Here is a 23,992-nt window from a genome sequence, read left to right as displayed (position 1 = left end):
GAGGGGCATGGCCGATCCCACCCCCGACACGTGGCGCCGCGTAGACGCCTACCTCACCGAGCTGCTGGTCGGGCACGACCCTGGTCTCGAGCAGGCGGTCGCCGACCAGAACGACGCGGGCCTCCCGGCGATCGAGGTCGCGCCGGTCAACGGCAAGTTCATCCACCTGCTCGCGCGGATGTCGGGTGCCCGTCGTGTGCTCGAGATCGGTACCCTCGGCGCGTACTCGACGATCTGGCTCGCGCGTGGCATCCCCACCGACGGCCGGGTCGTGACGATCGAGGCCGAGCCCCTCAACGCGGAGCTCGCCCGCGCGAACGTCGACCGCGCCGGGGTGGGCGACAAGGTCGAGATCCGGCTGGGCCGCGGCATCGACGTGCTGCCGACGCTCGAGGGAGGCGAGCCTTTCGACCTCGTCTTCATCGACGCCGACAAGGAGTCCAACACGATCTACCTCGACTGGGCTGCCCGGCTCGGGCGACCTGGCACCGTCGTGATGGTCGACAACACCGTCCGCGGTGGTGAGGTCGCCAACCCCGCGACCGAGAATCCCCAGATCATCGGGGTGCAGCGCGGGCTGGAGATGCTCGCACGCGACCCGCGTTTCGACGCGACCGCCATCCAGACGCTCGACGCCAAGGGCTACGACGGGATCGCGATCGCACTCGTCGTATGACGGATTCTTCCGGCCGCGGCATCCGTCATCACTAGACTCGTGGGCGGACCGACGACGCTCCGACGAACCACCCTCCACCAAGCAAGGAGACCCCCTGTGGCACAGATCGAGGCTGTAGGCGCCCGTGAGATCCTCGACTCGCGCGGAAACCCGACCGTCGAGGTGGAGGTGCTGCTCGACGACGGGATCGTCCAGCGCGCGGCCGTCCCCTCCGGCGCGTCGACCGGCGCGTTCGAGGCGTACGAGCTGCGCGACGGCGACAAGAGCCGCTACGGCGGCAAGGGCGTGCTGAAGGCGGTTGCGGCCGTCATCGACGAGCTCGGCCCCGCGATCGAGGGTGTCGAGGCGAGCGAGCAGCGTCTCGTCGACGAGATCCTCATCGCCACCGACGGCACCGAGAACAAGTCGCGCACCGGTGCGAACGCCATCCTCGGCATCTCGCTCGCGGTGGCGAAGGCCGCCGCCGACTCGGCCGACCTGCCGCTGTTCCGCTACCTGGGCGGCCCGAACGCGCACGTCCTGCCCGTGCCCCTGTTCAACGTCATCAACGGCGGCGAGCACGCCGACAACGGCATCGACTTCCAGGAGTACTTCCTCGCCCCGATCGGCGCAGACACGTACGCCGAGTCCCTGCGCTGGGGCACCGAGGTCTACCACGTCCTCAAGGGCGAGCTGAAGGCGGCGGGCTTCTCGACCGGTCTGGGCGACGAGGGCGGCTTCGCCCCCGACCTCCCGAGCAACCGAGAGGGCCTGGACTTCCTGATCAAGGCGATCGAGAAGGCCGGCTTCACCCCCGGCAAGGACATCGGCGTCGGCCTCGACGTCGCGGCGACCGAGTTCTTCAAGGACGGCGTGTACACCGTCGAGGGCAAGGCCTGGTCGGCCGAGCAGCTGACCGACTACTACGCCGACCTTGTCGCGAACTACCCGGTGGTCACCATCGAGGACGCCCTCGCCGAGGACGACTGGGACGCGTGGAAGGCCCTCACCGACAAGATCGGCACCAAGGTGCAGCTCGTCGGCGACGACCTGTTCGTCACCAACCCTGAGCGCCTGCAGCGCGGCATCGACCTCGGCGTCGCCAACGCGCTGCTGGTCAAGGTGAACCAGATCGGCACGCTGTCGGAGACGCTCGACGCGATCGCCCTCGCCACCCAGAACGGCTACCGCTCGATGCTGTCGCACCGCTCGGGCGAGACCGAGGACACCACGATCGCCGACCTCGCGGTGGCCGTCAACGCGGGTCAGATCAAGACCGGCGCGCCCGCCCGCAGCGAGCGCGTCGCGAAATACAATCAGCTTCTGCGCATCGAAGAGGAGCTCGGCGAGGCCGCGGTGTTCGCGGGCCGCGGAGCCTTCCCCCGTTTCAAGGGCTGATGCGCGGTAGACATCGCTAGCGACCAGCGCCGCGTAGCGGCTTGCTGACGGGAAGGGGGAGCCGTGGCCAAGACGACGGCTCCCCCTTCTCGTACCCCGGCGACAGGCGGCGGTGCCGGTGCGCCCCGTCGCCGCCCCGTGAGCGCACGGCGCCCGGTCGACGTGCGGGCGTGGCTCGGAGGCATCCGTCTCTCGGGCTTCATGGTCATCATGATGGGTCTGGTCGTCCTCGCGGCCTTCGTGCTCGTGCCCACGATCGGCACCTACGTCGACCAGCGCCAGCAGGTCGCCGCGCTCGAGGCGGCGGTGCAGGTCAGCCGCGACGACGTCGCCGAGCTCGAATCGCAGCGAGATCGCTGGCAGGACCCCGCCTACATCACCACGCAGGCGCGCGAGCGGCTGTACTACGTGAAGCCCGGCGAGGTCGTGTACCTCGTCGACGACGATCTGCCGCCCGAGCTCGCGCCGCAGGAGCAGGATCCGGTCAGCGACGAGCTCCGGGCCGCCGATGCGGACTGGATGGCGAAGCTGGTGCGTTCGGTCACCGAGGCCGGGCTCGCGCAGACCGTGGCGCCCGTGACCGTGGGCGTGCCCGACCCCGAACCCTCGACCACCCCGACGCCGTGAGCGACGCCGGCCGCCGGGATGACGGCGGCGCGTTCGCCCGCCGCGTGGCCCAGGACCGTCCCAGGTGGCGCCGGTAGCCTGGGCCCGACCAAGGAGCACCTCTGTGACGACCCCGCCGTACCCCTCTGTCAGCGACGCCGACCTCGCCGTGCTCCAGGAACAGCTCGGTCGTCCCGCCCGCGGCGTCGTCGGAATCGCCGCGCGTTGCGTGTGCGGCAACCCCACGGTGGTGGCGACGTCGCCGCGCCTTCCCGACGGCACGCCCTTCCCGACGTTCTACTACCTCACCCACCCCGCCGCGACGGCCGCCATGTCGGGCCTCGAAGCCGACCACGTCATGCGGGAACTCCAGGACGAGCTCGCCGACGAGGAGGTCGCCGCCGCATACCGGCGTGCGCACGAGGCCTACCTGCGGGACCGCGCCGGGTTCGGCGAGGTCGACGAGATCGCCGGGATCTCCGCCGGCGGCATGCCGACGCGTGTGAAGTGCCTGCACGCGCTCGCCGGCCATGCCCTCGCCGCCGGCCCGGGCGTCAACCCGATCGGCGACCGCGCACTGGCCATGTCCTCGTGGTCGCCCGAGCGCTGCGTGTGCGCGCACCCGGGATCGGGCGGATGATCCGGCGCCTGCTCGCGGCCGTCGCCGCGGTCGCCGTCGCCGTCGCGACGACCCTCGTCGTGGCCGGCCCTGCGGCCGCGCAGGCGGCTCCTGCCGACGACCCGGTGCGCAGCGCCGAGTACTGGCTCACCGACTACGGCGTCGAGGAGGCGTGGGAGACCACGCGCGGCGCCGGCGTGAAGATCGCGGTGATCGACACCGGAATCGGCCGCGGACCCGTCGAGTTCGACGGTGCGGTCGCCGGGGGAACGGATGTCTCGGGCGCCGGCTCACCCGATGGGCGCACGCCCGTCGGCGCCGTCGACAAGGACCACGGCAGCTGGGTCGCCTCCCTCGCCGCGGGCAGGGGCACCGGCCCGGGCGCCGGCATGATCGGCGTCGCGCCTGAGGCGCAGCTGCTGTCGGTGTCGGTCGCGTTCGGCTCCTCCGCACCGCGGCCCTTCTCCGACCAGATCGCCGACGCGATCCGCTGGTCCGTCGACAACGGTGCCGACGTCATCAACATGTCGCTGACGACGAACGTGCCGGACTGGCCGGAGAGCTGGGACGACGCCTTCCTGTATGCCTTCGAGCACGACGTCGTCATCGTCGTCGCCGCGGGAAACCGGGGGAGCGGCACGACGCGCGTCGGAGCGCCCGCGACGATCCCGGGTGTGCTGACGGTGGGCGGCGTCGACCGATCGGGCAAGGCCAGCGTCGAGGCGTCGACGCAGGGCATCACGATCGGGGTCACCGCGCCGAGCGAGGAGCTCATCGGCGTCTCCGCCGACTCGACGCTCGTCTCGTGGGACGGCACCAGCGGCGCGGCCCCCATCGTCGCCGGGATCGCGGCGCTCGTGCGGGCGGCGCATCCCGAACTCGACGCGAACAACGTGATCAACCGCATCATCAAGACCGCTCGCCCTGCGGCGGGAGCGAAGGATGTGCCGGACGTCCTCTACGGCTATGGACTGGTGGATGCCGCAGCCGCCGTCACCGCGAGCATCCCGAGCGTCACCGCCAACCCCATGGGCAGTCTCGAGGACTGGGTGCGCCTGTACCGCCGGGCGCCGGTCGCGACGCTGCCGGAGGAGCCGACCGCACCCGTGGAGGTTCCGCCGCTGCCGGACGCCGATCCCGCGACGCGCGTCGCATCGCCGCTTCTTCCGGATCGGGACACCGTCATCTACGGCACCCTCCCGCTCCTGCTGGTCACTGCGACGGCTATACTGGTGGCGCTCGGCGTCACCGCTGCTGTCCGACGCATCCGATTGGCGTCCCGCGCGCCGAGCCGCTGACACAGGAGGAGTACTCCAAACCGTGACCAACACCGTGCCCAAGATCCTCATCGTCGGTGGCGGATACGCAGGCTTCTACACGGCCTGGAAGCTCGAGAAGCATCTGCGCAAGGGTGAAGCGGACGTGACCATCGTCGACCCGCTGCCCTACATGACGTACCAGCCGTTCCTCCCCGAGGTCGCCGCCGGCTCGATCGAGGCCCGCCACTCGGTCGTCGCGCTGCGCCGTCACCTCAAGAAGACGAACGTCGTGGCCGCCAAGGTGACCGGGATCAACCACGCGAACAAGGTCGCCACGATCACTCCGATCGCGGGCGACCCCTACGAGCTCGAGTACGACCAGATCGTCGTCACCGCGGGCGCCGTCTCGCGCACCTTCCCGATCCCCGGCATCGCCGACAACGCGATCGGCCTGAAGACGATCGAAGAGGCCGTCGCGATCCGCGACAAGCTGATGTCGAACTTCGACAAGGCGTCGACCCTGCCTGCCGGGCCTGAGCGCGACCGTCTGCTGACGGTCGTCGTGGTCGGCGGCGGCTTCGCCGGCATCGAGGTGTTCGCCGAGCTCCGCTCGCTCGCCTCCTCCCTGGTCAAGAGCTACCCCCAGCTCACCTTCGACGACACGCACTTCCACCTCATCGAGGCCATGGGGCGCATCATGCCCGAGGTGTCGCTGAAGACGAGCGAATGGGTGCTCAAGAACCTCGCGAAGCGCGGCGCCTCGGTGCACCTCGACACGCAGGTGACCGGCGCCGTCGGCGGCAACATCGAGCTGTCCACCGGTGAGACCATCCCGAGCGACCTCATCATCTGGACCGCCGGCGTCATGGCGAACCCGACCGTGGTGCGCGGCGGCGACCTGCCCGTCGAGGAGCGCGGTCGCATCCGCACCCGTGCCGACCTCCGTGTCGGCACCGAGGACGAGGTCGTCGAGGGCGCCTGGGCCGCCGGCGACGTCTCGGCCGTGCCCGACCTCACCGGTGGCGGCGTGGGCGGCTACTGCGTGCCCAACGCCCAGCACGCCGTGCGTCAGGCGAAGCTCCTCGCGAAGAACCTCGTCGCCGTGCTGCGCGGCGAGGTGCCCCGTCAGTACATCCACAAGAACCTGGGTGCCGTCGCGGGCCTGGGCCTCTGGGTCGGTGTGTTCCAGTCCGGCAACATCGCGCTCAAGGGCTGGATCGCGTGGCTCGCCCACCGCGGTTACCACGGCCTGGCGATGCCCTCGTGGGAGCGCAAGTGGCGTGTGCTGTGGGGCTGGTGGAACAACTTCTGGCTCGGCCGCGACATGGTGAACCTGTCGACCGTCCAGAACCCGCGCTACGTCTTCGAAGAGTTCGCCGCGCGCCCGCGGCCGCCGCAGCCGGTCGAGGCGCCCGCCGAGAAGGCTGCTCCGGCAGCCGCGCCGGCCAAGAAGGCGCCGGCGCGCAAGGCTCCGGCGAAGGCCGCGGCCGACGCCGAGAAGGTCGCCGCGAACTGACGTCGAACGCCGGATGCCGCAGGCTCGTCTGAGAAGATGAGCCTGCGGCATTCGCGTTCCCGGCGGCACGTGACCCGCCCCCGTAGCCCAACGGCAGAGGCAGGCGACTTAAACTCGCCCAAGTGTGGGTTCGAATCCCACCGGGGGTACTCCCGCCAGACCCTCGCGTTCGCCGAGAAGGCTCGCTAACCTGGGCAAAACCGGCGAAAGGGTACCGGCATGAACGAGCACAGCACGGACCGGCAGGGCGACGCCGCGCAGAGCACGCCGAAGAGCGGCTGGTGGTGGAAGATCACGGCGCTGTTCCTGGGTGCCCCGCCGATCGCGGTGTACGGTGCCGAGGACGAGGTCGAGCAGGAGCGCGCCGCGAGGGCGAAGGACTGACCTCCGGATCGCCGTGGCGCGAGCGGCGCAGACGGGCTTCCACAGCCGGTCATCGGAACCGCTCCCAGCGCTCTAGGCTGGGGCGATGCGCACGCACCCGAAGCGAGCCGTATGAGTCTCGATCTTCTGTCCACGCCCACGGCGACGAAGCCGTGGGACCACCCCGCGTCCTACTGGGACGCCATGAGCCATGCCGTGGCGGACGTGAGCGGCCCCGTGGCCGCCATCAACTCCGGGGCGCTGCGGTACAACGCGCTCGACCTCGTGGTGCGGGCCGGCGGTGTGCCGATCCGCGTCGCCAGCAAGTCGGTCCGCGTGCGCGAGGTGCTGGACGCCGTCCTGGCCCTGCCCGGCTACCAGGGCATCCTCGCGTTCACCCTTCCCGAGGCGCTGTGGCTGGCCGAGACGATGGACGACATCGTGCTCGGCTACCCGACGGCCGACCGTGCCGCGATCGCCGCACTGGCCGCCGACGAGACCGCGGCGTCGCGCATCACACTGATGGTCGACGACCTCGCGCAGCTCGACCTCGTCGACGCCGTCGCCGCGCCCGGCGCGCGACCCGAGATCCGCGTGGCGATCGACGCCGACGCCTCCTGGCGCGCGCCGGCCCTCGGGCACATCGGCGTGCTCCGCTCGCCCGTGCACGAGGCGGCGGAGGTGGCCGCGCTCGCTCGCTCGATCGCGGCCCGGCCCGGATTCCGCCTCGTGGGTCTCATGATGTACGAGGCGCAGATCGCCGGTCAGGGCGATGCCACCGGATCCGGCGACGCCGTGATCCGCTGGATGCAGCGCCGCTCGGCCGCCGAGCTCCTCGATCGTCGCGGGGCCATCGTCGCGTCGCTGCGCGACATCGCCCCGCTCGAGTTCGTCAACGGAGGCGGGACCGGATCCCTCGAGCTCACGGCATCCGATCAGGCCGTCACCGAGGTCACCGCCGGCAGCGGCCTGCTCGCCGGCCACCTGTTCGACGGCTATCGCGCATTCGATCCCGCGCCGGCCGCGGCGTTCGCGCTCGAGGTGGTGCGCAAGCCCGCCCCCGACGTCGCGACCGTGCTCGGGGGCGGATGGATCGCCTCCGGACCGGCACTCGAGTCGCGTCAGCCCCGGGCGGTGTGGCCCGGCGGCCTGCGCATGGCGCCCCGCGAGGGCGCCGGCGAAGTGCAGACTCCGCTGCGGGGCGACGCGGCGCGCGATCTGCGGGTGGGCGACCGTGTCTGGTTCCGTCATTCCAAGAGCGGCGAGCTCGCGGAGCGCGTGGATCGCTACCACCTCGTCGACGGCGACACCAGGGTGGGGGAGGTGGCGACCTACCGCGGCGAGGGTAAGGCGTTCCTGTGACCCGTCCCGGAGGGGTGTGGCGCAACTGGGGCCGCACGGAGTCGGTGCGGCCGCAGCGCGTGGAGTTCCCCCGCACCGTTGCGGCGGTGCAGCGCGCCGTCGTCGCGGCGGCGGCGCAGCGCATGCCGATCAAGGCCGTCGGCGCCGGCCACAGCTTCACCGGCATCGCGGTGGCCCCCGGCGCGCTCCTCGAGCTCCGCGATCTCAGCGGGCTCGTCTCGGTCGACGTCGACCGTGCCCGGGTGACGCTTCTGGCGGGCACGCGCCTGCACGAGGTCCCGTCGCTCCTCGCGCCGTTCGGCCTCGCGATGGAGAATCTCGGCGACATCGACCGCCAGTCGATCGCGGGGGCGATCTCGACCGGCACCCACGGCACCGGGGAGCGCTTCACCGGCATCGCGGGCCAGGTCGTCGGCGCCACCCTCGTGACCGCCTCCGGCGAACTGTTCACCGTGAGCGAGGACGAGAACCCCGAGCTCGTGCCGGCAGTGGCCCTCGGCCTCGGTGCCCTCGGCATCCTCGTCGAGGTCACGATCCAATGCGTGCCCGCTTTCGTGCTGCACGCGGTCGAGCAGTCCGAAGGCCTCCACGAGGTCCTCGGCGCCCTCGACGAGCGCGCGGCGGCGGCCGACCACTTCGAGTTCTACTGGTTCCCGCACACCGACCGCGCGATGACCAAGACCAACACGCGGCTCCCCGAGAGCGCGCCACGGCATCCTCTTCCCCCGGTGGGCAAGTGGATCGACGACACCCTCGTCGGCACGGGTGTCCATCAGGTCGCGTGCGCGGCCGGCGCGGCGATGCCGGCGCTCGTGCCGCCGATCAACCGGCTGTCGGCCAAGATCTGGGGGAATCGGGAGTTCACGGATGCCTCGGCCCGCGTCTTCGCGACGAACCGGTCGGTGCGGTTTCGCGAGATGGAGTACGCGGTGCCGGTCGAGAACCTGCGCTCCGCGTTCGAGGCGGTGCGCGCACTCATCGATGACCGCGGCTGGCGGATCGGGTTCCCCATCGAGGTGCGGGTCGCGGCGGCCGACGACCGCTGGCTGTCGACGGCTCACGGCCGCGACTCCGGGTATATCGCGGTACACCGCTACTGGCGCGAGGACCCGACCGAGTACTTCGAGGCAGTCGAGGAGATCATGCTCGGTTTCGACGGTCGGCCGCACTGGGGCAAGATGCACACCCTCGGCGCCGACGCCCTGCGGTCGCGCTACCCCCGATTCGACGACTTCGTCGCCCTGCGCGACCGTCTCGACCCAGAGCGGCTGTTCCGCAACCCGTACCTCGATCGCGTACTCGGTGGGTAACGGCTGAGAGTCGGGGAATACCCCACATGCGAGGGGGTTTTGCGTCGGTAGGATGAGGGCACTACCGAACGGAGCATCGGCAAATGGAATGGCTGATTCCAGTCCTCATCGTGGTGGCGCTCGTCGTCATCGTCGGCATCTATCTCTGGGCGACGTACAACTCGCTCGTCCAGCTGAATGTGCGGGTGGACGAGGCGTGGAGCGACATCACGGTGCAGCTCAAGCGCCGCGCGGATCTGCTGCCGAACCTCATCGAGGCGGTGAAGGGCTACGCCGCTCATGAGAAGGCGGTGTTCGAGAACGTGACGCGGGCCCGCGCCGAGACGCTGTCGGCGTCAGGGCCGGCTGAGGCGGGCGTCGCGGAGGGACACCTCCAGCAGGCGCTGAAGTCCCTGTTCGCCGTGGCCGAGGCGTATCCGCAGCTGCAGGCGAGTCAGAACTTCCTGCAGCTGCAGCAGTCGATCGTCGACACGGAAGACAAGATCCAGGCGTCACGCCGGTTCTACAACGGCGGGGTCCGCGAGCTCAACACGAAGATCAAGGTGTTCCCGAACAACCTGTTCGCACGCAATCTGGGCTTCCACGAGCGCGAGTTCTTCGAAGTGATCGACGGTGCCGCGATCTCGGAGCCCCCGCGCGTCCAGTTCTGACGCGGCTCGGGTCCCAGCGAGCGCCGGCGAGCGTTGATGCGAGCCTGGTGCAGGTTGAGCGAGCGAAGCGAGCCGGAACCCCGTGACGCACGTCGGAGGCCGGCGGTAGCGTCGGGGCCATGGTCCATCGGCTGAGCCGCGCGCAGGCGCGGCGCGTCGCGTTGCGGGGGCAGCTGCTGACGGCTGAGAGGCCGGCCGGCATCGTCGAGACCATCGACGCGCTCACGGTGGTGAACATCGAGCCGACCGCGGCGATCGCGCCCAGTGCCGACCTCATCCTGTGGAGCCGGCTCGGGTGGCCATATCAGCCGGCCGATTTGACGCGCCTGTTCGAAGAGGACCGCGCGGTGTTCGAATGGGGCGGGTTCTACCGCGCCATGACCGACCTCGCACTGCTCATCCCTGAGATGCAGCGTCGACCCGAATCCGCGCAGGCGCGAGAGTGGCTCGCGGCGAACGACGTGTTCCGGCGGGAGGTCCTCGCGCGGCTCCGTGCCGAGGGTCCGCTGCGGGCGGCCGACATCCCCGATGCCGCGCAGGTGTCGTGGCGTTCGTCGGGCTGGACGAACAACCGCAACTCGATGCAGCTCCTCGAGATGCTCGTGCTGTGCGGCGATGTGGCCGTGTCGTCGCGGGATGCCGGTGGCCGCCTGTTCGATGTCGCCGACCGCGTGTACCCGCGAGATGTGCCGCACCTGACCGACGAGGACGCCGGCCGCGAGCGTGCGGAGCGCCGACTCGCGTCGCTCGGGATCGCGCGGAGGAAGGGCATCGCCCAGCCGTTCGAACCGATCGACGTCGGCGAGATCGGCGAACAAGCCGTCGTCGACGGGGTCGACGGCGTCTGGCGCGTCGACGCCGACGCCCTGGAGGCCGCCGACGGCTTCGCGGGGCGCACCGCGCTGCTGTCGCCGTTCGACCGCCTCGTGTTCGATCGGCGCCGGCTCGAGGAGCTCTTCGGGTACGAGTACCTGCTGGAGATGTACAAGCCGGCGGCGAAGAGGCGGTGGGGCTACTTCGCTCTGCCGATCCTTCACGGCGACCGTTTCGTCGGAAAGCTCGACGCCAAAGCCGACCGCAAGGCGGGCCTGCTCCGCGTGCATGCCGTGCATGAGGACGAGCCCTTCACCGATGAGGTCAGGGAGTCGGTGGACGCCGAGATCCAGGATCTCGCCCGCTGGCTCGGGCTCGAGGTGGTCGGTCCGGGCGCGTGAGACCGGCGCGTCGCCGGATCAGCCGGCGAGCTCCTCGACATCGAGGTCGTGCGTGTCCGCCCCGGGCTCGTCAGCGGCGAGCGGCACCGGCTCGGCCGGACCCGCCTCGTGGCGCGTCGCCTCGGGCAGGACCCGGGCAAGGTCGTCGGTGGCATCGCCCCAGCGGGAGACGGAGAGGGACTCGAGTCCTTGCCAGGACGCGGCGAGCCGGAGTTCCTGGGCAAGGCGAGGCGCAGCATCGGCGGGGGTGCCGTGCTCCCACCACGCGGACTGCACGAGCAATGTCGAGGCGGCGCGGTCGGCCTTCAGATCGACGCGGCCGACGATGTCGTCGCCGACGAGGACAGGCAGCGAGTAGTAGCCGAACCGGCGACGCGGCGCGGGCGTGTAGATCTCGATGCGGTACTCGAAGTCGAAGAGCCGCTCAGCACGGTCGCGGAACCACACGACGGGGTCGAACGGGGTCAGGATCGCGGCGGCATCGATCTTGCGCGGCACCACGGCGTCGGCGTGCAGCCACGCTTTGGCCGGGCGACCGGCGGTCGTCCACCCTTCGACGGTGATCGGGTACAGCTCGCCGGCGTCGACGAGGTCATCGAGGGCGGCCGTGACGGCCTTGCGGTCGGCGATGCGCCAGTAGTCGGCGATGTCGGCGGCGGTGGCGACGCCGTAGGCGCGCGTCGCGCGACGCGTGAGCTCACGCACGGCCTCGTCACGGGGGACCGGTGCCTCGAGCACATGGCGGGGGATCACCTGCTCGGCGAGGCCGTACCGTCGCTCGAAGCCGCGGCGGCCGGCGATCGCCACCTCGCCGAACATCCACAGGTGCTCGAGAGCCTGCTTGACGACGTCCCAGTCCCACCAGGGACCCCGCGCACTCTGTTTGGCGTCGTGCTCGATCTGAGCCGGGCGCAGCGGGCCGCGATCGGCGAGCTCGGCACGCACCCAGTCGACGATGTCGCGGTTCGCGTCGAACCAGCCGCCGGGCTTGCTGCCGTACTTCGCACGCATGGCCTGCATGCGGAAATCGAACAGACCCCAGTCTTCGGCGGGGATGAAGGCCGCGACGTGGGCCCAGTACTCGACGTAGGGGGAGCGCCGTGCGAACAGCAGACGGTCGAGCGCGGCGGTGTCGTAGGCGCCGACCCGCGAGAACAGCGGCATGTAGTGGGAGCGCGCGAAGACGTTGACCGAGTCGATCTGCAGCGTCGCCATGCGTGCCAGCGCGCCGTTGAGCTGCCGGGTGCCGGCTGCCGTCGGTCGGGGTCGCCCGAATCCCTGGGCGGCGAGGGCCACGCGGCGCGCCTCTGCGGCGCTGAGTGAGGACTTCACGCGCGCCAGCGTAGCCCGGGCCTCAGACACCGCGCCCGCCCGCCGTTCATGACCGGCGCGGAATGCGACGCGCCTAGACTGGGCTGATGAGCGGCTCCGACGATAAGCCCCGCGGATCCATCTTCGACGCCGTCCGCGACCGCAGCAGGGTCGTCTCGACCGAGACCTCCGCCGCGGTGCCGCGTGGCCTCCGCCTCGCGACCGCCTACTCGTGGCGCCTCATCGTCGTCGCCGCGGCGATCGGGGTCGGCGTCTGGCTCGTCATCCAGCTGAAGCTGCTGGTGATCCCGCTCCTCATCGCCATCCTCATCACCGCCCTGCTGTGGCCCGCCTTCACCTGGATGCTGCGGCGCCGCGTGCCGCGCTGGCTGGCGATCGTCATCGCCGTGGTGGGCACCGTCGCGATCGTGACGGGTCTGCTGTGGCTTGTGGTCTGGCAGATCATGCAGCAATGGGACTCGGTGCAGGCGAGCACCGTCGCCGCGGTCCAGCAGTTCCGGCAGTACCTCATCGACGGCCCCCTGCACCTGAGCGAGGACCAGATCGACGACCTCCTGGCGCAGGGCTGGACGTTCCTGCAGCAGCAGGCCGAGCTGCTGTGGTCGGGCGCGCTCGCCATCGGCTCAACGATCGGCCACGTCGTGACCGGCGCCGTGCTGGCGTTCTTCATCCTGCTGTGCCTGCTCGCCGACGGCGCCGGCATCTGGCGCTGGACCCTGCGGCTGTTCCCCAAGAAGGCGCGACCCGCCGCCGACGGCGCCGGCCGTGCCGGGTGGATCACCGTCGTCAACTACGCCCGCACGCAGCTGCTGGTCGCGACGATCGACGCCATCGGAATCGGCCTCGGCGCCGCGCTCCTCGGGGTGCCGCTCGCCATCCCGGTCGCCGTGCTCGTCTTCCTCGGCGCGTTCGTCCCGATCGTCGGTGCCGTGGTCACCGGAACGGTCGCCGTCTTCCTCGCGCTCGTGTACAACGGTCCGTGGATCGCGCTGTGGATGCTCGTGGTCGTGCTCGGTGTGCAGCAGCTCGAAGGCCACGTGCTCCAGCCGCTCCTCATGGGCTCCGCCGTCAAGGTCCACCCGCTCGCGGTGGTGCTCGTGGTCGCGGGCGGTGCCATGATCGCCGGCATCCCGGGAGCCCTCTTCGCCGTGCCGCTCGCCGCGTTCGTGAACGTCGTGGCGGTCTACCTTGCCGAACGCGCGTGGGAGACCGGCGCCAGACCCACCGGAGATCTCATCTGGAGCACCGTCCCACGGCAGAGGAGAGTCCGTTCGTGACCACCGCCATGTCATCCGCCGATCAGGCCGCCGCGACCGCGCCTGCCCCGGCAGCACTCGCCTCGGCCGTCCCGACGCTCGCGGACTTCGAGGATGCCGCCGCCACCCTCGAGGGCGTCATCTCGCACACCCCGCTCGACGCCTCGCTGCACCTGTCGGACGTCCTGGGCGTGCCGGTGCACCTCAAGCTCGAGAACCTGCAGCGCACCGGGTCGTTCAAGATCCGCGGCGCGACCTATCGCCTCTCGCGGCTGACCGCCGAGGAGCGCGCCCGCGGCGTCGTGGCCGCCTCGGCCGGCAACCACGCCCAGGGCGTGGCGCTCGCGGCGAAGGCGCTCGGCATCCACGCGACCATCTTCATGCCGCTCGGCGTGCCGGTGCCGAAGCTCCTCGCCACGCGAGGGTACGGCGCCGACGTCATTCTCGAGGGTGCCACCGTCGAGACGCCGCTGCGCCTCGCGGCCGAGTTCGCCGAGCGCACGGGTGCCGTCTTCATCCACCCCTTCGACCACCACGACGTCATCGCCGGGCAGGGCACGCTGGGCCTCGAGCTCATGGATGAGCTGCCCGACCTCGACACCGTCGTGCTGGGGATCGGCGGGGGAGGACTCGTCGCCGGCGTCGCCGCGGCCGTCAAGGCGCGTGCCGCGGCGGAGGGCCGCACGGTGCGGGTGATCGGCGTGCAGGCGGAGAACTCCGCCGCCTATCCGGCATCGCTCGAGGCGGGGCATCCGCTCGAGGTCCCGACCTCGCCGACGATCGCGGACGGCATCGCGGTCGCCCGTCCGGGGGACCTGCCGTTCGAGATCATCCGTGATCTCGTCGACGAGGTCGTGACGGTGACGGAGGACGACATCGCCCGCGCCCTGCTCGTGCTCCTCGAACGCGCCAAGCAGGTCGTCGAGCCCGCGGGCGCGGTCGGCGTCGCGGCGATCCTGGCGGGCAAGGTCGTCGCGACCGGCCCGACCGTCACGGTGCTCTCGGGTGGCAACATCGACCCGCTGCTGCTGCAGCGCGTCGTCGCGCACGGGCTCGCGGCATCCGGTCGGTACATGACGCTGCGCATCCCGCTGCCGGACCGTCCTGGTCAGCTCGCGCGCGTGTCGGAGTTGCTGGCGATCGCCGGGGCGAACGTCATCGAGGTGCTGCACACCCGGCACGGGCAGGGTATCCAGATCAGCGAGGTGATCCTGCAGCTGAGTGTGGAGACGCGCGGTGAGGAGCACCGCGCGCACGTCATCTCGGTGCTCGAGGACGCGGGCTACGCGCCCACGGTCGTTCCGGACTAGGCAAGGCCGCGCCCGGCGGCCTCAGAGGACTCCCTGAGGCCGCTGCGGGTCACTGCCCGTTGTAGGTCTCGACCTTGACGATCTCGACGGCGATCTCACGGCCGTTGGGGGCGGTGTACGACGTCTTCTCGCCCTCCTTGCGGCCGAGGATCGCGACGCCCAGGGGCGAGGCCTCGCTGTACACGTCGAGCTCGGAGCCGACCGCGATCTCGCGGTTGCCGAGCAGGAAGACCTCTTCGCCGCCCGCCACGATGGCGGTGATGACGGTGCCGGGCTCGACGACGCCGTTGCTCTCCGGCGCCTCGCTGACCGTCGCGGTCTTGAGCAGGTGCTGAAGCGTGCGGATGCGGGCTTCCTGCTTGCCCTGCTCGTCCTTGGCGGCGTGGTAGCCGCCGTTCTCCTTGAGGTCGCCTTCTTCGCGCGCGGCCTCGATGCGCTTGGCGATCTCCTCGCGGCCGGTGGTCGAGAGGTGCTCGAGCTCGGCGGCCAGGCGATCGTAGGCGTCCTGGGTGAGGAAGGTCACGGGGGCGTCGGTGGACACGGCTGACTCCTTCGTTGGGCCCGCTGCCGACCGCAGTGGTGCGGGCATAAACCGAACGCCCCGGCTCACGGCCAGGGCGCGATTGTGCTGATGTCCCGCCAGACTACGTCACGGCGTCTGTTCGGACAAACTCACTCGGGCAGCACCCAGCACGAATTCACGAACCCGGTGGTGGCGAGCGCGGTCGTCGGGATCGTCTCGCGGAAGGCGCGCGCGTGGAGCTCGGATGCCGGCAGCTCGACGACCCGCCAGCCCACCACGCCGTGCTCCTGGTCCTGCGCCTCGATCGCGCACGCGACCGCGGCGCCGGGGGGACTGCTGATCTGGAATCCGAGCGTCACGGAGTGCTCGTCGACGACGTCGAACGATGTCGTGTCCGAGTCGACGGAGTTGAGCGAGGCTCGCACGGTGGACCAGCCGAAGAGACCGACGACGGCGACCGCCACCACGATGCCGGCGCCGATGAGCCACGCGCGTGCAGGGGAGCGGCGGCGGCCGTAGCGCTCGTCGAGCATGTCCTGCGTGGTCACGCCGCTCCTTCGGGCTCGTCGGGTCGGATCGGAAGATTAGGCTGGAACTCCAGGCTATGCGCTCGCGCGCACCCCCGACGACACCGCCCGCCCCGCGGGCAGAGCGAGGACCCCATGCAGCACGCGATCGTCGCACTCCTCCCCGCAGCGACGACCCCGACGCCGACGCCCGCGCCCGCGGTCGATCCGAACCTCGTGAGCCCCGGCGTCGTGGGATTCCTCTTCACCGCGCTCATCGCGATCGCCGTGATCTTCCTGATCTGGGACATGATGCGCCGCATCCGCCGGGGCCGCGTACGCGCCGACATCCAGGAGCAGCTCGACGCCGAGGAGCAGGCGGCGCGCGCCACGGACGCGACCGAGGTCGACGACCAGAGCATCGACCCGGCGGCCGACGACGACCGCGGGGACGCCACGGCGCCGCCCAAGGGCTGAGCCGCCGCGAGCGGTGGCGGTGACGGGATGCTGCGGCCCGCAGCATCCGCCATCATCTTCAGTTCGGAAGCCCCAGCGACGGGGAGTACGGGTGCAGCGCGATGATGAGGCACGCCGTCCAGTGGCAGAGGAATGCGAGCACCGTGCAGACGTGGAAGATCTCGTGGAAGCCGAAGTGGCCGGGCCACGGGTTGGGACGCTTCATCGCGTAGACGACGGCGCCGCCGGTGTAGAGCAGGCCGCCGATGGCGACGAGGACCATCATGGCCGCGCTGGCCTGGAACAGCGGAACGATGTACATGACGGCCGCCCACCCCAGCAGGAGATAGAGGGCGACGTAGAGCCAGCGCGGCGCGTTGATCCAGAAGACGCGGAACAGGATGCCGAGCAGGGCGCCGCTCCAGACGAGGACCAGCAGCAGCGCCCCCTGCTGGGGCGGCAGCGCGAGCACCGCGATCGGAGTGTAGGTGCCCGCGATCAGCAGCACGATGTTGGCGTGGTCGATGCGCTTGAGGATCGCCTTGGTCTTCGGCTTCCAGTTGAACCGGTGGTAGAGCGCGGAATTGCCGAAGAGCAGCAGCGAGGTGGCCATGAACACCGCCGACGCCCACTTCGCCGGCGCGCCCTGCGCGAGAACGATGAGCACGATGCCGGCCGCGATCGCGATGGGGAAGGTCGCCGCGTGGATCCAGCCGCGCCACGTCGGCTTGAGATCGGGTGTCGCGGCGTCGACGGCCGCGGCGTCCATCAGCGGCAGCACGGGGACCTCAGGGGCCCGGGGAATACTGCGACGGCGGCTCATTCCCCCAGCGTAGAGGGGCGCGCATGCCGCGAGGGGAACATGCTCGGTCGCAGGGGAAGTGGCACTCGGTCCCACGCTAGGGTCGACGTCGCGCGGGAGGTAGCGTAGGCATGTGGCGCGCGGCGAGACGAACGAGGGCAGGGGGCCCCTCTACCGGCTCTACATAAACCGCCTGCGCCGACGCCTGGACCCGGCATCCGTCCCCCGCCACCTCGCGATGATGATCGACGGGAACCGCCGGTGGGCGAAGCAGCTCGGTTACGACTCCGCCGCGCACGGCCACCGCGCGGGCGCGGCCAAGATGAAGGAATTCCTCCGCTGGTGCGACGACGTGGGCATCCGCGTCGTGTCGCTGTACCTGCTGTCCAACGACAACCTGCGCAAACGCGATTCGCGGGAGCTCTCCGACCTCATCGAGATCATCGCCGAACTCGCCGACGAGCTCTCGCACGAGCGCGACTGGCGCGTGAAGCACGTGGGCCGGGCGGACGCGCTGCCGGCGGACCTCCGGCGCGTCCTCGCCGACGTCGAGACCCGCACCAAGGACAACGCGGGGATGCACGTCAACCTCGCGGTCGGCTACGGCGGCCGGGGCGAGATCGTCGACGCCGTGCGCAGCATCATCGCCCAGCACGATGAGCGCGGGGGATCGCTCGAGGAGCTGGCGGCGAGCCTCACGCCCGAGCAGATCGGCGAGCATCTCTACACCGGAGGACAGCCCGATCCCGACCTCGTCATCCGCACGTCGGGGGAGCAGCGGCTGAGCGATTTCCTCCTGTGGCAGTCGGCCCACTCGGAGTTCTACTTCGTCGAGGCTCTCGGCCCGGATCTGCGCGAGGTGGACTTCCTCCGCGCCATCCGCGACTTCGCCTCGCGTGACCGTCGATACGGCGGTTGATCGGCCGCTCACACCGCTGATCGCACCTCTGCCAGAATGATCCGCGTGACGGATCTGGATTCATATCTGGCGTCGTTCGATGGGGAACCGGGGTATCTGGACTGGGCGGCGTTCGGGCCGCTCTCGCCTGCGGTCCGCAGCGAGGCGCAGGGGGACACCGAGCTGCTCGGCTCGGGCCGGCGGACGAGCATCGAACTCGTGGCCGACCACGAGCGAGAGGCCCGCGAGCTGGTCGCGGAGCTGATCGGCACGGATGCCTCGCACGTGGTGCTGCAGCCGTCCACGACGTACGGCCTCATGCACGCCATCTACGGACTGGCAGGCGGCCTCATGCTCGGCCGCGGCGAGTTCCCGAGCCTGACGGTGGCGGCGACCCGCGCGTCCGAGGCGTTCGGCTCGGTGCAGCTGCAGTGGGTCGAGCCGGCCGACGGGTTCATGACGCCCGACGCGATCCGCTCCGCCCTCTCCGACGACACCCGTGCGGTGGCGGTCAGCCTCGTCGACTTCCGCACGGGGTACCGCACCGATCTGTCGGCGATCCGCGAGGTGATCGGCGATCGACTCCTCATCGTCGACGCCATCCAGGGATTCGGCGCGGTCGAGGCCGACTACCTCGCGGCGGACGTCGTGTGCGGCAACGGCTACAAATGGCTTCGCGCGGGGCGGGGGACGGGGTTCGCGTGGTTCGGCGATCGTGCTCTCGAGCGCATCGCGCCCGTCCTGTCGGGCTTCCAGGGAGTGGAGGGCGACCTGCCGGTGGACACCGTGCCCGTGCCCGCCGCCTCGGCACGGGCCTTCTCGGTCGCCGGCTTCGACACGCTCGCCGCCGCGCGCCTGGCGACGGCGCTGCGCGAAGTGGTCGATGTGGGCGTGGCCGCCATCGAGGCGGTGCTGGCTGCGCGGGCGACCGACGTCATCTTCTTCGCGGATCGCTACGAGGTGCCGGTGGTCACACCCAGGGACCCCGAGCGCCGCGCGGGCATCGTGACCCTGGAGCCCCCTCCGCAGGACGCAGCGCCCCTCGCCGCCTCCTTGGCGAACCACGGCCTCACCGTCACGACGCGGGCCGGCCGTATCCGGGTCGCCCCGCACGTCGGCACCGGTGCCGACACGCTGCGGCTGTTCGGCGACGCGCTCGCCGCCTTCTCGTCGGCGCGCGTCTGGTGACAGGGGATGCTGCTCGTGCAGCATCCGTTCACCGACATGTCACGAATTCGTGCGTGTCGAGCGCGTCCGACGACGCGGCGCGGTCGTAACGTGAGCGCATCGGGCAAGGAGCCCGGTCGAGTCGGCCTTCCGGATCGCGACTCGTGACCCATGGTCGACTCGTGACTGCCGGGTGAACCACCCGGGGCGGGAGTGGGTTGTGACCACACGAGCACCACACGAGCAGCGCAGTCAGGGCTTCGAGCGGGTCGCCGATTCCGATCAGGATCTGCGGACCTATGTACTCGACACGTCGGTGCTGCTGAGCGATCCGCGGGCGTTCTTCCGTTTCGCCGAGCACAGCGTCGTGATCCCCGTCGTGGTGATCACGGAGCTGGAGGGCAAGCGGCATGATCCCGAGATCGGCTACTTCGCCCGGCAGGCACTGCGCCATCTCGACGAACTCCGTGTCGAGCACGGGCGCCTCGACTTTCCCGTTCCCGTCGGTCAGGGCGGCACGCTTCGCGTCGAACTGAACAACACCGACGCGACGGTGCTCCCCTCGGGGATGCGGCTCGGCGACAACGACAGCCGGATCCTCGCCATCGCGATGAATCTCGCCCAGGACGGGCAGGAGGTCACCGTCGTCTCGAAGGACCTGCCGATGCGGGTCAAGGCGGCGTCGCTCGGCATCACCGCGGAGGAGTACCTCGCGGAGCAGGCGGTCGATTCCGGCTGGACCGGCATCTCCGAGCTCGACGTCTCGGGCGACGACATCAGCGACCTGTACGAGAGCGAAGTCGCCTCCAGCGAGGACGTGCAGGGGCTCCCGGTGAACACGGGCCTGATCATCCATTCCGAGCGGGGCTCGGCGCTGGGTCGGGTCGTCGGTGACGGCGAGTACCGCCTGGTGCGCGGCGACCGCGAGGTCTTCGGCCTCCACGGGCGGTCGGCCGAGCAGCGGATAGCCATCGACCTGCTGCTCGATCCCGAGGTCGGCATCGTCTCGCTCGGCGGCCGTGCCGGCACCGGAAAGTCGGCTCTCGCCCTGTGCGCCGCTCTGGAAGCGGTGCTCGAACGACAGCAGCAGCGCAAGATCATCGTGTTCCGGCCCCTGTTCGCCGTCGGCGGCCAGGAGCTCGGCTACCTGCCGGGGGACCAGCAGGAGAAGATGAACCCGTGGGGCCAGGCGGTCTTCGACACGCTCGGCTCCGTGGTCTCGACCAACGTGCTCGACGAGGTGGTCGAAAGGGGCCTCCTCGAGGTGCTGCCGCTGACGCACATCCGCGGACGCTCTCTGCACGACGCGTTCGTGATCGTCGACGAGGCGCAGTCGCTCGAGCGCAACGTGCTGCTGACGGTGCTCAGCCGCATCGGCCAGAACTCCCGCGTCGTCCTGACCCACGACGTGGGCCAGCGCGACAACCTGAGGGTCGGTCGGCACGACGGCGTCGCATCGGTCATCGAGACGCTCAAGGGTCACGCGCTGTTCGGCCACGTGACGCTCGTGCGGTCGGAGCGGTCGGCCATCGCGGCGCTCGTCACCGACCTCCTGGAGGCCGGAGAACTCGCTTGAGAGCCGCCGTCATCAGCTGACGACGCAGCGGGCCGGGATGTCGGATTCCGGCCCGCTGTGCCGTGCGAGCATGAGGAAAGTCTCATCGCCCACGGCGCATACCGCGCGATCGGTCTGTCACCATGGATGAGGGGAAACGATTCCGCGCACACGGAGGGCAGGCGAGAAGTGCACGCACGCACGGGACTCGTGGTCGGCGGCATGACCGCTGTCGCAGCGAGCGTCGCTGTCGTGACTGCCGTCGCCCTCGCGAACACTGCGGCGCTGGCCGAATCCGAGGGCACGAGCGTCGGATCCCAGCGCATCGTCGTCCCGGCGGCGGCATCCCCCTCGGCGACGCCCCAGCCCGCGCCGGCCGCGACGCCCGACGCCCTGATCCCCTCGGCCGAGCCCGAGGTGGTCCAGGCGCCCGCCCCTGTCGAGGTCGCGCCGCCTGAGTCGACCAGCACGCGCACTCCCGCGAACGCGGCGCCCGAGGCGGCGCCCGCCGCCCCGGCTCCTCCCGCAGCACCGGGCGCGGGTGGCGACATGGATTCTGCCATCGCCGCAGCGAAGGCCGCGGGCACGTGGGACGCGCTGCGCAGCTGGGCTGCCTCGCATGGCTGGGCGAGCGGTCGGCTCGATGCGCTGATCGCACGTCTGGAGCGTGAGATCGCCGACCAGACCGAGCAGGTCGACCGGAACAACTCGGTCGATTCGAGCAACTCGAGCGGATCCACCACTCAGCGGCAGGGCATCGTCCAGGCTCCGGCCCCGGAGCAAATGGCCCCTGCGCAGCCGCCTCAGAAGCAGCAGAATCAGTCCGGTCAGCAGTCGACCGGTCAGAAGCCTCCCGCGCACGCGGGATCGAACGTCGGAAACGGCAACGGCGCCGGCAACGACGGGAAGAAAGACCAGTCGCGCAATTCCCCAGACAAGCGCGACTGACAACGGTCGGATCCCCCAGTCCGGCCCTTCACAGCCCCCGGTGTCCCCCAGCACCGGGGGCTTCTTCCTGTCCCGGCAGGGCACCCCCGCCATCGGGTGCCCGACGGCTCACTCCCAGCGGTAGCCCGCGCCGCGGACCGTGACGATGTGGTCGGCGCCCAGCTTGCCGCGCAGGTAGCGCACGTACACGTCGACCACGTTGGAACCGGGATCGAAGTCCAGCCCCCACACACGGCTCAGCAGCTGCTCCCGGCTGAGCACGCGGCCGGGGTTGCGCAGGAACTGCTCCGCGAGTGAGAACTCGCGCGCCGACAGGTCGACCTCGCGGCCACCTACGGTCGCGCGGCGCGCGAGGATGTCGAGCACGACGTCGCCGTGCGAGATCGCGACGCCGGGCTGCGGCACGCTCTCGCGCAGGCGCGACCGCACGCGCGCGAGCAGCTCTTCGAACGTGAACGGCTTCGGGACGTAGTCGTTGGCGCCCGCGTCCAGACCGGTGACGGTGTCGCGCGTGCTGGATCGGGCGGTGAGCATGATCACGGGCACCGCGGAACCGCGGGCTCGCAGCTCGCGCAGCACCTCGAAGCCGTCCATCGTGGGCAGGCCGACGTCGAGGAGCACGAGGTCGGCATCGCCGCGCAGCGCCGACTCGAGTCCCTCCGGGCCGTCCTCGAAGACGAGCGTCTCGTAGCCGGCGGCCTCGAGGCCGCGACTGACGAACGCGGCGATCCGAGGTTCGTCCTCGACGATGAGGATCCTGGTCATCCGGCGGCCTCCCGTTGCAGCACGTCTCCGGCACGCACCGGTGCCGGCAGTTCGGCCTCCGTGGGAGGCAGGTGGATCGTGAACGTGGCGCCGCCTCCCGGCGTATCGGTGACGACGCAGTGCCCGCCGTGCCCCTTCGCGATCGCATCCACGATGGCGAGGCCGAGACCCGACCCGCCCACCGAGCGCTTCACGTGCGCGCGGTCGAATCGGCGGAAGATGCGGGCCCGGGCGCCAGGCGGGATGCCGGGGCCGTGGTCGCGCACCCAGAGCCGCGAGCCGTCGTCCGAGTGGGCGCTGCCGATCTCGATGGGACTGCCCTCGGGCGTGTACTTGGCGGCATTGTCGGCGAGCTGCAGCCATGCCTGCAGCAGGCGGTCCTGGTCGCCCACGGTGACTCCTTCGGCGCGGGCCTCGACCGTCCAGCTGTGGCCGGGGATGACAGCCACGAGCTCGCCCACCCGCTCGGTGAGCCCGGCGAGGTCGACGGTCTCGAGGCTGTACGAGTCCGCCTCGGCGGTGGCCAGCAGGTCGATGTCCTCGACGAGGCGCGTGAGCCGGTCGAGCTCGGCGATGCCGATGTCCCGGGCGGACGCCACATCCGCAGCATCCTGCGGGTTCATGAGCTCGAGGTGACCCCGCACGATCGTGATGGGCGTCTTCAGCTCGTGGCGCACGTCGTCGAGGAGCTGACGCTGGACGTCGACCGAATCCTCCAGGCGATCGAGCATCGAGTTGACCGTGCGCGACAGGTCGGCGATGTCGTCGTTGCCCTGAGGTTCGAGCCGATGCGAGAGGTCGGTGATCGAGATGGCGTCGGCCGTCTCGCGGAGGCGCCGGATCGGCGACAGCAGCCGCCCGGTGACGAACCACCCCACGATCCCGATCGCGAACAGCACGGCGACCGCCGCGATCACATACGTCGTCATGGCGAAGGTCACCGGCTGGAGCTCCGCGCCGAGATCGACCGCGCGAACGTACATCCCCTGGCGGGGATCGCCGGCCATGCTCACCGGGATCGCGATGTAGCGGAGCGAACCCTGGTCGGTCACCGCCGTTCCCATGTGCGGCGTGCCGTCAGCGGTCTCTTCGACGACGCGGTCGATGAGCTGCTGGTTCTTCGCGATGGGGATTCCCGTGAGGGTGGACGGCACCCACCTCGGCACGCCGTCGATCAGCGCCAGCGAGCCTTCGTTGCGCGCGGGCACCAGGCGCGCCACCACCGCGTTCAGGTAGTCGTCGACGTTCTGGAAGTCACTCTTGTCGAGCTCCTCCGTCGCCGCGGACGCGCCGTCGGTCGCGTCGGCGGAGTCGCCCTCGGCCACGGTCTGGAGCGACGCGACCTGGGCTTTGAGTCGATCGTTGACGCCACCGAGTGCCTGCTCGCGCTGTACGAGGAACGTGACGCTGCCCACGATCGCGAGACCCACGCACGCGACGGCCAGGATCGCGGCGAGGATCCTGACGCGCGCGGGAACCGGGCGGGGGGTTCGGGCCATGACCCGATTATCCCGCCGACGCA

24 protein-coding genes and 1 tRNA gene are annotated in these 23,992 nt (G+C 70.7%); 19 read left to right on the top strand and 6 right to left on the bottom strand.

Annotated elements, in window-relative coordinates; translation table 11 throughout:
* Positions 1-7: 7 nt before the first annotated feature.
* The 12 genes from ASF40_RS08990 (at position 8) to ASF40_RS08940 (ending at position 10,952) form a co-directional block, all read left to right on the top strand.
* Positions 8-676 (top strand): O-methyltransferase, encoded by a 669-nt coding sequence (locus ASF40_RS08990; protein WP_056368038.1) that lies wholly within the window; start codon positions 8-10, stop codon positions 674-676.
* Between the two features lie 96 nt (positions 677-772).
* Positions 773-2,053: a phosphopyruvate hydratase gene (gene eno, locus ASF40_RS08985; RefSeq protein ID WP_056368035.1), complete on the top strand. Its 1,281-nt coding sequence runs from the start codon at positions 773-775 to the stop codon at positions 2,051-2,053.
* A gap of 63 nt (positions 2,054-2,116) precedes the next feature.
* Positions 2,117-2,680: an FtsB family cell division protein gene (locus tag ASF40_RS08980; protein WP_235560175.1), complete on the top strand. Its 564-nt coding sequence runs from the start codon at positions 2,117-2,119 to the stop codon at positions 2,678-2,680.
* 103 nt (positions 2,681-2,783) lie between these two features.
* Entirely contained in the window at positions 2,784-3,299 is a 516-nt protein-coding gene (locus ASF40_RS08975) for a DUF501 domain-containing protein (RefSeq protein WP_056368033.1), read from the top strand.
* Entirely contained in the window at positions 3,296-4,576 is a 1,281-nt protein-coding gene (locus tag ASF40_RS08970) for a S8 family serine peptidase (RefSeq protein ID WP_056368400.1), read from the top strand. Before ASF40_RS08975 ends, ASF40_RS08970 begins: the two co-directional genes overlap by 4 nt.
* 34 nt (positions 4,577-4,610) lie before the next feature.
* Positions 4,611-6,053 (top strand): NAD(P)/FAD-dependent oxidoreductase, encoded by a 1,443-nt coding sequence (locus tag ASF40_RS08965; RefSeq protein ID WP_056368398.1) that lies wholly within the window; start codon positions 4,611-4,613, stop codon positions 6,051-6,053.
* A gap of 76 nt (positions 6,054-6,129) precedes the next feature.
* Positions 6,130-6,202, top strand: a tRNA-Leu gene (locus tag ASF40_RS08960).
* Positions 6,203-6,272: 70 nt separating this feature from the next.
* On the top strand, positions 6,273-6,437 hold the full coding sequence (locus ASF40_RS21080) for a hypothetical protein (RefSeq protein ID WP_157549537.1): 165 nt from the start codon (positions 6,273-6,275) through the stop codon (positions 6,435-6,437).
* Positions 6,438-6,548: 111 nt separating this feature from the next.
* The gene (locus ASF40_RS08955) at positions 6,549-7,778 is read left to right on the top strand and encodes an alanine racemase (RefSeq protein WP_056368031.1); all 1,230 of its coding nucleotides are present in this window, start codon (positions 6,549-6,551) and stop codon (positions 7,776-7,778) included.
* Complete coding sequence (locus tag ASF40_RS08950) at positions 7,775-9,088, top strand: D-arabinono-1,4-lactone oxidase (RefSeq protein WP_056368029.1); 1,314 nt, start codon at positions 7,775-7,777, stop codon at positions 9,086-9,088. Before ASF40_RS08955 ends, ASF40_RS08950 begins: the two co-directional genes overlap by 4 nt.
* Positions 9,089-9,171: 83 nt before the next feature.
* A complete protein-coding gene (locus ASF40_RS08945; RefSeq protein ID WP_056368027.1) occupies positions 9,172-9,738 on the top strand; it encodes a LemA family protein in 567 nt (188 codons plus the stop codon).
* A gap of 119 nt (positions 9,739-9,857) precedes the next feature.
* Entirely contained in the window at positions 9,858-10,952 is a 1,095-nt protein-coding gene (locus ASF40_RS08940; RefSeq protein WP_056368025.1) for a DNA glycosylase AlkZ-like family protein, read from the top strand.
* An 18-nt stretch (positions 10,953-10,970) separates the two neighbouring features.
* Here the strand turns inward: ASF40_RS08940 and ASF40_RS08935 are convergent, their stop codons facing one another.
* Complete coding sequence (locus tag ASF40_RS08935; RefSeq protein ID WP_235560174.1) at positions 10,971-12,284, bottom strand: winged helix-turn-helix domain-containing protein; 1,314 nt, start codon at positions 12,282-12,284, stop codon at positions 10,971-10,973.
* An 86-nt stretch (positions 12,285-12,370) separates the two neighbouring features.
* Here ASF40_RS08935 and ASF40_RS08930 point away from each other — a divergent pair, with 86 nt between their 5' ends.
* Together ASF40_RS08930 and ilvA are read left to right on the top strand one after the other, a co-directional pair.
* Entirely contained in the window at positions 12,371-13,561 is a 1,191-nt protein-coding gene (locus ASF40_RS08930; protein ID WP_056368023.1) for an AI-2E family transporter, read from the top strand.
* An 8-nt stretch (positions 13,562-13,569) separates the two neighbouring features.
* Positions 13,570-14,850 (top strand): threonine ammonia-lyase, encoded by a 1,281-nt coding sequence (ilvA, locus tag ASF40_RS08925; protein WP_056368393.1) that lies wholly within the window; start codon positions 13,570-13,572, stop codon positions 14,848-14,850.
* Positions 14,851-14,899: 49 nt separating this feature from the next.
* On the opposite strand, the gene greA is transcribed toward ilvA, so the two are convergent.
* Together greA and ASF40_RS08915 are read right to left on the bottom strand one after the other, a co-directional pair.
* On the bottom strand, positions 14,900-15,391 hold the full coding sequence (greA, locus tag ASF40_RS08920; protein ID WP_045296735.1) for a transcription elongation factor GreA: 492 nt from the start codon (positions 15,389-15,391) through the stop codon (positions 14,900-14,902).
* Between the two features lie 131 nt (positions 15,392-15,522).
* Positions 15,523-15,921 (bottom strand): DUF4307 domain-containing protein, encoded by a 399-nt coding sequence (locus ASF40_RS08915; protein ID WP_056368021.1) that lies wholly within the window; start codon positions 15,919-15,921, stop codon positions 15,523-15,525.
* Between the two features lie 114 nt (positions 15,922-16,035).
* Here ASF40_RS08915 and ASF40_RS08910 point away from each other — a divergent pair, with 114 nt between their 5' ends.
* Positions 16,036-16,356, top strand: a complete 321-nt coding sequence (locus ASF40_RS08910; RefSeq protein ID WP_056368019.1) for a hypothetical protein — start codon at positions 16,036-16,038, stop codon at positions 16,354-16,356.
* A 58-nt stretch (positions 16,357-16,414) separates the two neighbouring features.
* Here the strand turns inward: ASF40_RS08910 and trhA are convergent, their stop codons facing one another.
* Positions 16,415-17,158 carry a PAQR family membrane homeostasis protein TrhA gene (gene trhA / locus ASF40_RS08905; protein WP_235560173.1) on the bottom strand — a complete coding sequence of 248 codons (744 nt, stop codon included), beginning with the start codon at positions 17,156-17,158 and terminating at the stop codon, positions 16,415-16,417.
* A gap of 112 nt (positions 17,159-17,270) precedes the next feature.
* Here trhA and ASF40_RS08900 point away from each other — a divergent pair, with 112 nt between their 5' ends.
* From ASF40_RS08900 to ASF40_RS08885, 4 genes are all read left to right on the top strand, one after another.
* Positions 17,271-18,056, top strand: a complete 786-nt coding sequence (locus ASF40_RS08900; RefSeq protein ID WP_056368014.1) for an isoprenyl transferase — start codon at positions 17,271-17,273, stop codon at positions 18,054-18,056.
* A 45-nt stretch (positions 18,057-18,101) separates the two neighbouring features.
* A complete protein-coding gene (locus ASF40_RS08895; protein WP_056368391.1) occupies positions 18,102-19,223 on the top strand; it encodes an aminotransferase class V-fold PLP-dependent enzyme in 1,122 nt (373 codons plus the stop codon).
* Between the two features lie 199 nt (positions 19,224-19,422).
* Positions 19,423-20,778 carry a PhoH family protein gene (locus tag ASF40_RS08890; RefSeq protein ID WP_056368012.1) on the top strand — a complete coding sequence of 452 codons (1,356 nt, stop codon included), beginning with the start codon at positions 19,423-19,425 and terminating at the stop codon, positions 20,776-20,778.
* Between the two features lie 168 nt (positions 20,779-20,946).
* Positions 20,947-21,705, top strand: coding sequence for a hypothetical protein (locus ASF40_RS08885; protein ID WP_056368010.1), 759 nt, complete (start codon positions 20,947-20,949; stop codon positions 21,703-21,705).
* A 108-nt stretch (positions 21,706-21,813) separates the two neighbouring features.
* On the opposite strand, the gene ASF40_RS08880 is transcribed toward ASF40_RS08885, so the two are convergent.
* Positions 21,814-22,470, bottom strand: a complete 657-nt coding sequence (locus ASF40_RS08880) for a response regulator transcription factor (protein WP_056368008.1) — start codon at positions 22,468-22,470, stop codon at positions 21,814-21,816.
* On the bottom strand, positions 22,467-23,969 hold the full coding sequence (locus tag ASF40_RS08875; protein ID WP_056368007.1) for a sensor histidine kinase: 1,503 nt from the start codon (positions 23,967-23,969) through the stop codon (positions 22,467-22,469). The genes ASF40_RS08880 and ASF40_RS08875 overlap by 4 nt, the downstream gene beginning before the upstream one ends.
* Positions 23,970-23,992 lie beyond the last annotated feature (23 nt).

The organism is Microbacterium sp. Leaf288, from assembly GCF_001422925.1.
In the GTDB taxonomy this organism is placed as follows: domain Bacteria; phylum Actinomycetota; class Actinomycetes; order Actinomycetales; family Microbacteriaceae; genus Microbacterium.
This window is presented reverse-complemented; position numbering and strand designations above follow the sequence as displayed.

Excerpts from the sequence above, each read along its gene's own strand:
- ASF40_RS08990 (WP_056368038.1), top strand. The coding sequence starts at position 8 with ATGGCCGATCCCACCCCCGACACGTGGCGCCGCGTAGACGCCTACCTC.
- ASF40_RS08970 (WP_056368400.1), top strand. The coding sequence starts at position 3,296 with ATGATCCGGCGCCTGCTCGCGGCCGTCGCCGCGGTCGCCGTCGCCGTC.
- ASF40_RS21080 (WP_157549537.1), top strand. The coding sequence starts at position 6,273 with ATGAACGAGCACAGCACGGACCGGCAGGGCGACGCCGCGCAGAGCACG.
- ASF40_RS08955 (WP_056368031.1), top strand. The coding sequence starts at position 6,549 with ATGAGTCTCGATCTTCTGTCCACGCCCACGGCGACGAAGCCGTGGGAC.
- ASF40_RS08945 (WP_056368027.1), top strand. The coding sequence starts at position 9,172 with ATGGAATGGCTGATTCCAGTCCTCATCGTGGTGGCGCTCGTCGTCATC.
- ASF40_RS08940 (WP_056368025.1), top strand. The coding sequence starts at position 9,858 with ATGGTCCATCGGCTGAGCCGCGCGCAGGCGCGGCGCGTCGCGTTGCGG.
- ASF40_RS08930 (WP_056368023.1), top strand. The coding sequence starts at position 12,371 with ATGAGCGGCTCCGACGATAAGCCCCGCGGATCCATCTTCGACGCCGTC.
- ilvA (WP_056368393.1), top strand. The coding sequence starts at position 13,570 with ATGTCATCCGCCGATCAGGCCGCCGCGACCGCGCCTGCCCCGGCAGCA.
- ASF40_RS08910 (WP_056368019.1), top strand. The coding sequence starts at position 16,036 with ATGCAGCACGCGATCGTCGCACTCCTCCCCGCAGCGACGACCCCGACG.
- trhA (WP_235560173.1), bottom strand. The coding sequence starts at position 17,158 with ATGAGCCGCCGTCGCAGTATTCCCCGGGCCCCTGAGGTCCCCGTGCTG.
- ASF40_RS08880 (WP_056368008.1), bottom strand. The coding sequence starts at position 22,470 with ATGACCAGGATCCTCATCGTCGAGGACGAACCTCGGATCGCCGCGTTC.
- ASF40_RS08875 (WP_056368007.1), bottom strand. The coding sequence starts at position 23,969 with ATGGCCCGAACCCCCCGCCCGGTTCCCGCGCGCGTCAGGATCCTCGCC.